At 67.2% G+C, this 7,579-nt stretch carries 7 protein-coding genes and 1 pseudogene; 4 read left to right on the top strand and 4 right to left on the bottom strand.

Translation table 11 applies throughout. The features are described from left to right. Positions 1–572: 572 nt before the first annotated feature. Positions 573–985, top strand: a pseudogene (locus JNW89_RS21405) (transposase family protein); the annotation flags it as partial. Positions 986–1,223: 238 nt separating this feature from the next. Here JNW89_RS21405 and JNW89_RS21400 read toward each other — a convergent pair. Then, the gene (locus tag JNW89_RS21400; protein WP_238450254.1) at positions 1,224–1,961 is read right to left on the bottom strand and encodes an SDR family oxidoreductase; all 738 of its coding nucleotides are present in this window, start codon (positions 1,959–1,961) and stop codon (positions 1,224–1,226) included. A 144-nt stretch (positions 1,962–2,105) separates the two neighbouring features. Between JNW89_RS21400 and JNW89_RS21395 the strand changes: the two genes are divergently transcribed. Further along, positions 2,106–2,741 (top strand): TetR/AcrR family transcriptional regulator, encoded by a 636-nt coding sequence (locus tag JNW89_RS21395; protein WP_238450253.1) that lies wholly within the window; start codon positions 2,106–2,108, stop codon positions 2,739–2,741. Positions 2,742–3,673: 932 nt separating this feature from the next. After that, a complete protein-coding gene (locus tag JNW89_RS21390) occupies positions 3,674–4,615 on the top strand; it encodes an SDR family oxidoreductase (RefSeq protein WP_238450252.1) in 942 nt (313 codons plus the stop codon). A gap of 304 nt (positions 4,616–4,919) precedes the next feature. Here JNW89_RS21390 and JNW89_RS21385 read toward each other — a convergent pair whose 3' ends face one another. Next, positions 4,920–5,216: a hypothetical protein gene (locus tag JNW89_RS21385; RefSeq protein WP_238450251.1), complete on the bottom strand. Its 297-nt coding sequence runs from the start codon at positions 5,214–5,216 to the stop codon at positions 4,920–4,922. 65 nt (positions 5,217–5,281) lie between these two features. Here JNW89_RS21385 and JNW89_RS21380 point away from each other — a divergent pair, with 65 nt between their 5' ends. After that, positions 5,282–5,827 (top strand): DUF4396 domain-containing protein, encoded by a 546-nt coding sequence (locus JNW89_RS21380; protein ID WP_238450250.1) that lies wholly within the window; start codon positions 5,282–5,284, stop codon positions 5,825–5,827. A gap of 464 nt (positions 5,828–6,291) precedes the next feature. On the opposite strand, the gene JNW89_RS38935 is transcribed toward JNW89_RS21380, so the two are convergent. Further along, on the bottom strand, positions 6,292–6,558 hold the full coding sequence (locus JNW89_RS38935; RefSeq protein ID WP_375155127.1) for a transposase: 267 nt from the start codon (positions 6,556–6,558) through the stop codon (positions 6,292–6,294). Between the two features lie 30 nt (positions 6,559–6,588). Next, positions 6,589–7,017 (bottom strand): hypothetical protein, encoded by a 429-nt coding sequence (locus tag JNW89_RS21365; protein ID WP_238450249.1) that lies wholly within the window; start codon positions 7,015–7,017, stop codon positions 6,589–6,591. Between the last annotated feature and the right edge of the window lie 562 nt (positions 7,018–7,579).

The raw sequence follows: 7,579 nt of genomic DNA, 5'->3' as shown, positions 1-7,579 counted from the left end.
TGCCGGTGCGGCGGCGCGCCGGGGTCACCGGGCGACAGGGTGACCCGGATGGTCCTGGCCTCGGCGCCAGCCGGGATCAGGGCCGTCGCCTCCGGCAGGGTCGTGATCACCTCAACGCCTGGGGGCAGGTGTGCCTGCTCAGCGCTCATGTATTCCTCCAAACAGGGAGTGTCTACAGGAAAGACAAGACCGCCTCCCTGTTTGTGACAGCCCTACGCGGCGAACCTACCCGGGGCGCGCCGGAAATCCGGTCGCCCGAGCGGATGAGGCACTCAGCTCGCCCATCCGGCCCCAGGTGTTCACCGCCATCCTGGCCTAGGTGTACTGCCCAGGGAGGTTGGTTAAGCGGCTGATGGGTGTCGGCGGATAACCTGACACGGCCAGTCGACGTGATCGCCGAGAGGGCAGCGCAGGCGGCCGGACAAGCTCCGCTGGCGACGGTCAGGCCTCGCCTAGGTCGGTACAGCGTGCGATCGTCGCATCGTCCGCCGCCACCGCGTGGCGCGCCTCCGCCTGCCGGACACGATGGATGACTTCGGCGGGTCCGTTCGACGCTAGAGAAGCCCTACTAATCCGGCACACACAAGCGACACGGCGTGAACGTCCAGGTCATCGCGGATGCAGCAGGTCGCCTGGTCTGGGCATCGGCCGCGCTGCCCGGCGCCACCCAGGACCCGAGCGCCGCCCGCGTTCACGGCATCATCGACGCACTGACCAGCGCCGACGTGATGACCTTCGCGGACCAAGGAGCCGGCGGGAGCGTACGCACGCCGTTCAAGCGTCACCGGCACGGCCAAAGCTGTCCCGCCGCCAGAAGGCCGTCAACCGTGCATACGCCCGCATCCGCGCCCGCGGCGAGCCATCGCCACACTCAACACCTGGAGGTTCCTCACCAAGCTGCGCTGCTGCCCCCCGCCGCGCCACCGCACTCGTGCGGGCCATCCTCGTCCTGCACCGCATTGAGAGCAGCCGCTACTCAGGATGAAAACGGCTCTTTGTACAGTCCCGGAAGGCGCACCTATGCGCCGGCCTCAGACAGCGAACCTGCCACTGAACGGCACGTTCACATGATCACCTGACTTTGCTTCGCCCTTGGGATCAACCCTGGTCCTCAACGCCGCCGACGACCTGCCCGCGATCCTGGACTTGTCGTGGCGACGACCGCTGTAGGTGAGGCCATGTCGCCGCGGCAAGTCCGAGATCGACGGGGAGTGCGCGGCGGGTCAGAACATGCCGCCGCCGGCTCCGATCCTCTGGCCGTTGATCCAGCGGCCCTGCTCGGAGACCAGGAAGCGGACGATGTCGGCGATATCCTCCGGCTGGCCGACCCGGCCGAGCGGCGTCTTCGCGACCTCAGCGTCGATGACGGCCTGCCCGGCGTTGAGCAGCGCCGGGGTCAGGACCGCGCCGGGCAGCACGCTGTTGACCGTGATGCCGCGGGCGCCCACCTCGTTGGCCAGCACCCGGACCAGGTGGTCGACGGCGGCCTTGCTCGCCGCGTAGATGCCGGTTCCGGGACGCGGCATCAGGGTCAGCCCGGCCGAGATCGCGACGATCCGCCCGCCGTCGGGGAGCCGGATCGCGGCCTCGCGCAGCGCGATGAACCCCGACCGAACATTCGTGGCGAAGATCGCGTCGAACTGCTCGTCCGACGTGTCGACGATCGTGCCGTGGGTCGTGTTGGAGGCGTTGAGCACCACGATGTCGAGGTGGCCGAACTCCTTCTCCGCGACGTCGAACAGCCCGCGCAGCTGCGCGGCGTCGGCGATGTCGGCCGGCGCGGCGACCGCGGTGCCGCCGGCCGCCTGGATGCGGCGTACGACGTCCTCGGCGTCCTGACGCGACGACGGGTAGTAGTTGACGACCACGCTGGCCCCGTCACTGGCGAGGCGTTCGGCGATCGTCCTGCCGATCCCCTGCGATGCTCCCGTTACCAGCGCGACCTTACCTTGGAGTGCCATTTGAACGACCTCTCTTCGTGCAACCGGGATCTCTCCCGAGTAAGTTCTGACAAGTGTCAGACTACGTCGGTTCTGACAAGCGTCAGACGTGATCTGCCGCACCGCCCGTCCCCGAATCCGGACGAACCGGTTGAAAGGAGTCAGATGGAGCCCCGACGGAAGAACGCTCCCGTCCAGCTCGAGGAGTGCGAGGTCCTCCGCCGAGGACTCGACACATTCGCTGAGCTTGGCTACGACGCGACCACCGCGCGGGAGCTGGCACGCCGGCTCGGCGTCAGCCACAACTTCATCAATGACCGGTACGGGTCAAAGGCGAGGTTCTGGCGCGCGGTGGTGGACTTCGCGCTCTCCGACATTCAAGCCGAGCGCGACGCGCTGCTGGCCCGGTACCGCGACGACGACGAACGGCTGAGAAACGCGGTCGGCCAGCTCTACCGCATGGCGGCGAACGCGTCGCAGCTGAGCCGACTGATCGCCGATGAGTCCACTCGCGACTCCGATCGCCTGGACTACCTGCACCATCGGTTCATCCAGCCGTTCTGGGACAGCATCACACCGACCGTCACGGCTCTCGTCGAGGTGGGGCGCATCCCGCGCGTAGCCCCGCACATCCTCTATTTCGCGATCGTCGGCCCGGCGCTGGCCCTGACGCAGAACCCGGTCGCCGACCGGCTCGACCCCGCCGCCGCACCGACCGCGTCGCTCGACCGGGACCGCATAGCCGACGCGTTGTCGGCCCTGGTCCTGCACGGACTGCTGCCACCGCCCCCGCGGACATGATCCGGGCGATTCACTCATCCAGCAGCCAGCATCCGCCGGGCCAGGACGATCTTCGTGGCGAACCTCGACATCGGCCGGCACGCTGGCGGCGGCACACCGATCGGGTTCGTCGGTCCACGCCTTGGGCAGGTAGACCTCCCGGTCGGCATGCCCACTTCTCGGTGACGATGGAGATCTACACTCAGGTCTCATCGAAGGCGACGCGGGAAGCATTGAAGCGCCTCGGCGATTTCCCTCGGCAAATGACCGTTGCTGCACTTAGCTGCGGTGCGACAGCAGAAAGGCCACCTCCCGAACCCGGGAAGTGGCCTTTGACCCGCGTGGACCATACTTGGCAGAATCCGAACCACATTCCAGCAGCTCACGGACCTGCGGTAGCCGTCTCACCGGTTTGACGCCGCGCTGGGGGTCACCGATGACCGAACTTCCGAGAAGCGCGGCAGAGTCGGTGAGGCCAAGACATCCGCCGCCGGCGGTGGCAGCGAGGCGGGAGTCGTTCCGCGCCAAGGGGATGGGAGTTCGTGTCGGAGGGGCGAGTTGATCCCTGACTACATGATCACCCTGGCGGCTGACCTGCGGTTAGCCTGAGAATCGATGGCCGGCAGGTCGATGGGGTGCCAGCCGGCGACGCCGCCCGGACGTACGATCTGGGTCAGGAGGGGTAGAGACACGGCCAGCGGCAATGGGGCACCGCCTGGGTCACGGTACGTGGACCAGCGGCACTTCGTGGTCGCCGCCTCCCTGTCCGTCATGCTCGTCGGGCTGGGTGCGGTCGGCCCGGGTCTTCTGGCCTTCCCGGCGGCTTCGCCGCGGCTCGGCAGGCAGCGTGATGCGCCCTGGGAGTGATTGTCACGCCCGCGGGTAGATGGTTGATCTCGTCTTGCTGCGTTGCGGGAGGTGTGATGGTCAGGCGTAGAACGTTCCGTGACGCCGTGGTGCTGATCACGGGGGCGTCGAGTGGAATTGGCCGCGCGACGGCTTTGGCGTTCGCTGCCGAAGGGGCCAGGTTGGTACTCGCCTCGCGCAGTCAAGAAGCGCTTGCGGAGGTGGAACGCGACTGCCGAGCGCGAGGCGGGCAGGTGCTGGTTGTGCCGACCGACATTGCAGATCCAGCGGCCGTCGAGCGGTTGGCCCGGCTGGCGGTGCAGCGGTTCGGGCAGATAGACGTCTGGGTCGAAGCGGTGGCCGTCGGCGTTGCCGGGCCGCTGGGCTCTGAATCGGTGGACGAGATTCGTCGGCTGGTGGACACCAACGTATTCGGCACCGCGCTGTGCGCCCGCGCCGCCCTAGCTACATTTCAGGCGCAGGGCAACGGGATCCTCGTGCTCGTCGGGTCGTTGCTGTCAGTGTTCCCGAACCCGCTGGTCCCGCTCTACTCCATGACCAAGTTCGCCATCAGAGGGCTGGCCCTGAACCTTCAGCAGGCGGTCGCCCGTCATCCTCGGATACGGGTCTGTCTCCTGTTACCCGGGCCGGTCGACACGCCGTTCTTCGAGCGGGCCGCCAACCACTCGGGCCGCCAACTACGAGCTATCCCGCCCGCGTACGCACCTGAGCGTCTCGCTGCCACGATCCTCGCGTGCGCCCGCCGCCCGCGCAGGCAGGTAACAACCGGGGTGGTCTCACACCTGGCGCTGTCCGCCCACCGAATGGCACCGCGTGCCACCGAGTCGTTAGTCGCCCGGTGGAGCGCGACGTTCTTGACCAAGCCGGCCACAGCCGCACCCGGGTTGGGATCGCTGTTCGATCCACCACCAACCGGGGCGGTGCACGGCGGATATCGCCGCAGCCGGGTCCGCCGTCGGCTCGGCGAGTGGCTGGGTGTCGCGCAAGCACGCACGAATCGACCGACCCCAGCCCGACCGCCAGTATGATGCCCCGCAGGACAGGCCCGCTGACCTGGTGCAGCGAAAGGCCCTACCGCGAGCAACGCGCCGAGCAACAACCATCCGGAAGGCTGTACGTGCCAAGAAGACACCCGTGACATCAGCGGACGAGCAACATACGGTCGGTGTGCGCCCAGGCCGGCAAAGATCACCAGCTCGCTACCACAAACCGTGTCGCCAGACGCCATGCAATTCGTTCCTGCCAAACGAACACCAGGCCCCGCCGACACCCACCACAGGAACGCTCGTTTCGTCCCACGGGCGCTCGGGACGCCGACCGCCTGCCCCAAGGTCATGTGCACTGATCTGCCGCTGATCGAGCGTCTGGTCGCCCTGTCCGCTGCGCCACGAAGACATACTGCGCCCCGGCGCGGTCGGGTGCTTCGCGGACGTCGAGGACCGCGAAGTCGTTACTCGTCAGGGTCGCCTCGACCTCGTCGCGTTCGCGGAACCGCAGCGTGGAGTCGGAGTGCACCTGTACGCCGTCGCGTGCGAACGTGTAGGTGTGCCGGAACGATACCAACGGCAGCGCCACGCTGGTGACCTCCCGGCGCTGTTCCACCACGCCGACGCCGGGGACGTCGCGCACGACAGGTCCGGTCTCGATGGCCCACTGCTCCCGCAACGCTCGACACACGCCGAGGGGAGAACGCGATGGACGAGCAAGCACATCAGCACCGTGCCGACGAACACCAGCACAGGCACGGCGACGGCCACGGGGGCGGGCGGCACGACGTGGGCCCGCACAGCCCGCAGGGCCGCCGGGAACTCAACCGGCTCGCTGTCTCGGCCACGGCGCACTGTCTGACCGGGTGCGCCATCGGTGAGATCCTCGGCCTGGTCATTGGCACGGCCCTGGGCTGGTCGACCGTGCCGACGATCGTGCTGGCTGTCGCGCTGGCGTTCGTGTTCGGTTACAGCTTCACGATCGTGCCTGTCCTGCGCTCCGGGCTGACGTTGAGTGCGGCGGCCGGCGTCGCGCTGGTCGCCGACACCGTGTCGATCACCGTGATGGAAATCATCGACAATGCGATCATGTTGGTGATCCCGGGCGCCATGGGTGCCGGGCTGACGTCTGCGTTGTTCTGGGGAGCGCTGGCTGTCGCTCTGGCGGTGGCGTTCGTGGTGACCGTGCCGGTGAACCGGGCGTTGATCCGCCGGGGCAAGGGCCACGCCGTCGTGCACCAGTACCACCACTGATCGGGTACTTGTCGGAACGGGCGTCCACGTGGCCGTGATGCGAGAGTCGCGCTGACGGAACGGGGAAACTGGGCCTACGGTACCGGGGCGGGTGCGGGTTTAAGGGGCAACAGCGCGAAAGCCGTTACCGATGGTTCCGATGGCGGGCTTTCTATCTGGGAATATTTACGGTGGACGATACTGAGATCGAACCAGTGACCTCGTCGTGTGAACTCTCGGCGAGCGGGTCGGATCGGGCTTGATGCGAGGTCAGACGGCCTGGTGACGCTCGTCTTGGTCCCGATCGGCTGGCCCGCTGTGCCGCGGTTGCTGTCGGCGTTGCGTGTCTATCACTTGACCTACGCGCATGACGCGATCACGGCATGAGTCTGTCGGCAATGGAACGGACAGCGGCAGCCCGCCGCGCTCGGACAGAGCGTGGATCTTGCTGCCGGGTTTGCCTCGGTCAACCGGGCTCGGGCCGGTCAGATCGCCCCCCTTTTCGCCCGCACGTAGGCGGCGTCGGCGGTGGCCCGGGACCAGTCAATCAACCCTTGAGCGCCGAGTTGGTCCAGGGCGGCGACGTGCAGCCTGCGCCACAGCCCGGCGGCGGTCCACGCCGTGAACCGGCGGTGGGCGGTGGCCCTCGACACCCCGAACCCGGGCGGGAGGTGCCGCCAGGCGCAGCCGGTGGTCAGTACGTCGGCTACAGCGTACTTTTCTCCTGAGCCTGCCTCACTCGGTGAGGCCACGCCGGGTGGCCACGCTGGCCCGTACGGGGGTCAGTGCCGGGAGGCGAAGACGACGATGGCCAGCACCCAGCCGACGAACAACCCGTAGATCCCGCCGCCGGCAGCCCAGTCAATCGCACCGAGGAGCCTGGCATCAGCCTGGATGAACGCGGCTAGCAAGCCGGCGAACGCCGCAGCGAACACATAGGCGCCCCAGCTCGAGAAGAACAGCCTCGCGCTGCGGGATGGCGACGGTTCGGCCATCAGGGAGACGAAGACGCCGGTAAGCACGACAACCAGGATTGCCTTGATATCGTTGGCGAGGATGGTCCGGATCGAATCATCCGAGCTGAACGACCACGTCGGCCACGCCAATTGCTTCAGAAAGAAGCCCCACGCGTCGTTCGATGTGTGGTCCTTCGCCCAGTCGCTGTAGGCCGGGTTGCCGAAGGCGATAACCAGGACCAGGGCGGTGAGCACGGCAGCCCCCGTTACCGTACGGACCCGCCCCGCTGTAGCGGTAGCCATACGAATAGTGTGCGGCCAGACCCTCGTCCAGCGATAGGCGCCAGCGAATGGCGCACAAATTCTCGATTCGTCGATCATGGGAGGCTCGGCGTCGAGGCTGTGACCGGCGGCGCCGAGGATGGGCCTGACCGGGGACAAAGCATTCCGTACCGCGCCATTGATCGGCAACGGGATGGTCTTCCGCGGAAGTAGGTCGCTCTCCGACAACATTCGCGATGGATCGACGCTGCCGGGTCACGGCGTTCGGCACGCACCCCAGCCAGCGGAGCTCCAGGCGTTCAGGGCGTCTTAGAGTGATATCCCTCTATACCGGAGCTCCGCTTCCTACCTTCTGATCAACACGCCTTGACAGCAGCCCCAACCGCCTAACTGAACGGCGTTGGGTCTAGTGTTGTGTCTCGCAAATAGCTAGCCGTTTAGTAGGCTCTGGACGTGACACGTTCTGCCGCACCACTGGTGCTCGAACCCGGCCAGCGGGAACTGCTGGAGTCTCTTGCCAAGTCGCGTACGGTCG

The organism is Micromonospora sp. 4G55 (genome assembly GCF_016803375.1).
This window is presented reverse-complemented; position numbering and strand designations above follow the sequence as displayed.

What these genes read in the sequence shown, in the direction of transcription:
- JNW89_RS21400 (WP_238450254.1), bottom strand. Translation starts at nt 1,961, where the DNA reads ATGGCACTCCAAGGTAAGGTCGCGCTGGTAACGGGAGCATCGCAGGGG.
- JNW89_RS21395 (WP_238450253.1), top strand. Translation starts at nt 2,106, where the DNA reads ATGGAGCCCCGACGGAAGAACGCTCCCGTCCAGCTCGAGGAGTGCGAG.
- JNW89_RS21380 (WP_238450250.1), top strand. Translation starts at nt 5,282, where the DNA reads ATGGACGAGCAAGCACATCAGCACCGTGCCGACGAACACCAGCACAGG.